Source organism: Streptomyces sp. NP-1717 (genome assembly GCF_022695985.1).
Classification (GTDB): Bacteria; Actinomycetota; Actinomycetes; order Streptomycetales; family Streptomycetaceae; genus Streptomyces.
In genome coordinates, this window is the sequence record NZ_JAAPBF010000386.1 from 1 (window position 1) to 3,531 (window position 3,531).

General features: G+C 71.0%; 1 protein-coding gene. It reads left to right on the plus strand.

The genetic code is table 11. From position 1 onward, the window contains the following. Positions 1–3,531: type I polyketide synthase (locus GXP76_RS34690; protein WP_277994136.1), on the plus strand; the 3,531-nt coding region annotated here is incomplete at both ends.

Genomic DNA, 3,531 nt, shown 5'->3' on the forward strand with positions numbered 1-3,531 from the left:
GTGGGTCCGCATCCCGTCCTCGGGCTCGCGCTGTCGACGGTCCTCGCCGACACCGACGGCCGGGTGCTGCACACCCTGCGCCGTGACCAGCCCGACGAGGCTCAGATGCTCCGGAGCTTGGGCGAGGCGTGGTCCGCTGGTCTGCCGGTGGCCTGGGGCGAGTTGCTGCCCGCCGCGGAGCCGGTCGCACTGCCCACGTACGCCTTCCAACGCCACCGCTACTGGCTGGAGGCGCCCGTATCCGCACCGGGTATCGCGGCGCCGGTCGGTGCTTCGGTAAGCGACGGGTGGCGTTACCGGGTGGGCTGGACCCCGCTTGCCGTCCAGCACGCCGGCGGGCTGCCGCGCCAGTGGCTGTTGCTGTGTCACGCCGGTGGCGAAGTAGCCGACGTACGGCGGGCGTTGGAGCAGGCTGGTGCCGAGGTCGAGGTGCGGGTACTGCCCGCCGACCCCGACCGCACGGACGTCGCCGACCTGCTGACCGGTGCCGGGCACATCGCCTATCTGCCGGCCGGGTTCGACCGAGGTTCTGCTGATGAGGGCAAGGCAGATGGTGAGGGCGAGGTCGGCCTGTCGGAAGGGCTGACTGCTGTGGTGGCGGTGATGCAGGCCGTCGCGGGGCAGACCGACACACGGTTGTGGATCCTGTCCCGTGGTGCGGTCACCACGCCCGGGACCGACACCGCCCCCGACCCCGCTCTCGCGGCGGTGTGGGGCTTGGGCCGGGTCTTCGGTCTGGAACACCCCGACCACTACGGCGGTCTGATCGACCTCCCCGCCGTCTGGCAGTCCGCCACCGGCGGCCAGTTGACCGCCGCGCTGGCGGAGCCGATCGAGGACCAGATGGCCATTGGGGCGGCCGGTGTGTTCGTACGCCGGTTGCAGCACGCTCCGGCGCGGTCCGGCGCCGATCAGCAGTGGAAGCCGAGCGGCACGGTGGTGATAACCGGGGGTACGGGCGGGCTCGGCTCGCACCTGGCCCGCTGGCTGGCACGTAACGGCGCGGAGCAACTCATCCTGGTCAGCCGCTCGGGGCCCGGGGCTCCCGGCGCGAGTGAACTCGCCGACGAGCTGACCGCCCAGGGAACCCCCACCACCGTCGTCGCTTGCGACATCACCGATTCCCAGCAGGTGGCCCAACTCCTCGGCGGTACCGGCACCGGCCACCCGCCGATCACCACCGTCATCCACGCCGCGGCGACGATCGAGCTGGCCTGGTTGCGCGATGCCACGCCGGAGCATCTGAGCACCGTCCTGGACGCCAAGTGCGCGGGCGCGGTCCATCTCGCCGACCTGCTCGGCGCGAACCACCCCGATGTCCGGCTGGTGCTGTTCTCCTCCATCGCCGGTATCTGGGGCAGCGGGATGCACAGCGCGTACGCCGCCGCCAACGCCTACCTCGACGCTCTCGCCGAGAGCCGGGCCGCCTCCCAGCTCATCACGTCCGTCGCGTGGGGCATCTGGGACACCGAGTTGTCCCTCGGGCGCGTCGACCCCGACCAGATGTACCGGCAAGGGCTCCCCTTCCTCGACCGCGACCTGGCGCTCGACGCGCTCGCACAGGTCCTCGGCGACAGGGAGACGGTCCTGGCGGTCGCCGAGGTCGACTGGCCCACGTTCGTTCCCGTCTTCACCGCGGCAAGGCCGCGTCCGCTGCTGTCCGAGCTGCCCGAGGTTCGGGCCCTCGAATCTGTGGATCAGGACCCCGCGGACCGAGCCGAGTCCTCCTCGGTGCTGGTGGACAGGCTGGCTTCGGCGACCGAGGCCGAGCGGGACACCGCGTTGCTGGACACGGTCAGGACCGAGGTCGCGGCCGTGCTCGGACACGCGGACGTTGCTGCCGTTGCCCCCACCCGCGCGTTCCGTGACATCGGATTCGACTCGCTGACCGCGGTCGACCTCCGGAACCGGCTCGGCTCGGCCATGGGGCTCCGCCTCCCCGCGACGGTGGTCTTCGACTACCCCACGCCGCGAGCTCTCGCCGCTTTCCTCAAGGCCGAGGTGTGGGGCAGCCGTCCCACGGCGACAGCCACTCAGGCGGTGGCGTTCAGCGGTGAGCCGATCGCCATCGTAGGCATGAGCTGCCGCTTCCCGGGCGGCGTGCACTCCGCCGAGGCCCTCTGGGACCTTCTCGCCGAGCAGGGCGACGCCGTAGCCGGCTTCCCCGCCGACCGCGGGTGGGACATGGCGTCGCTCCATCATCCGGACCGTGACCGCCCGAACAGCGTGTACGCCCAGGGTGGCGGCTTCCTGCACGACGCCGCCCTCTTCGACCCGGCCTTCTTCGGCATCAGCCCGCGCGAGGCCCGTGCGATGGACCCGCAGCAGCGGCTGTTGCTGGAGGCCGCCTGGGAGGCGTTCGAACGCGCCGGGATCGACCCGGAGTCGCTGGCGGGAAGCCCGACGGGTGTCTTCGTCGGATCCAACTACCAGGACTACGGGGCGAATCTGACCGCCGCACCGGAAGGCTCCGAGGGGCATCTGCTCACCGGCGGCGCGTCCAGCGTCCTCTCCGGCCGCATCGCCTACACGTTCGGCCTTGAGGGGCCCGCGGTGACGGTGGACACGGCGTGTTCGTCGTCGTTGGTCGGGGTGCACCTCGCGTCACAGGCGCTGCGACTCGGCGAGTGTTCGATGGCCCTCGCCGGAGGTGTCGCCGTGATGGGCTCGCCGAACGCTCTGGTCGCGTTCAGCAAGCAGGGCGCGCTGTCACCGGACGGCCGGTGCCGGTCGTTCTCCGCCTCGGCGGAGGGCATGGGTATGGCCGAAGGTGTGGGGTTGGTGCTGTTGGAGCGGTTGTCGGACGCGGTGGCGAAGGGTCATCGGGTTCTTGCCGTGGTTCGCGGTTCGGCGGTGAATCAGGATGGTGCGTCGAACGGGTTGACGGCGCCGAACGGTCCCTCGCAGCAGCGGGTGATCCGGCAGGCACTGGCCAACGCCCGTATGGATGCCGGTGACGTGGACGTCGTGGAGGCCCATGGCACGGGTACGACGTTGGGTGATCCGATCGAGGCGCAGGCGTTGCTGGCGACCTACGGCCAGGGGCGGCCTGAGGGGCGTCCGTTGTGGTTGGGGTCGGTGAAGTCGAACATCGGTCATACGCAGGCCGCTGCGGGTGTGGCGGGTGTGATCAAGATGGTGATGGCGATGCGGCACGGCCGGTTGCCCGAAACGCTGCACGTGGATGAGCCGTCGCCGCATGTGGACTGGTCCGAGGGTGGGGTGCGTCTTCTGACGGAGCCGGTTGAGTGGCAGCGCGATGGGCGGCCGAGGCGTGCGGGTGTGTCGTCGTTCGGTGTGAGTGGCACCAATGCGCACGTGATCCTGGAAGAGCCGCCCGCCCTCGAAGACGTGCCTGTCGTGGAGGCGGAGCCTGCGGGGGTGGTGCCGTGGGTGCTCTCGGGCCGCGGCGACGCCGGCCTGCGCGCCCAAGCAGCACAGTTGGCGAACTTCGTGCGCCGGCGTGAGGGTGTGGATGTTGCTGGGGTGGCTGCGGGATTGGTCGGTCGCGCTGCTCTGGAGGATCGGGCG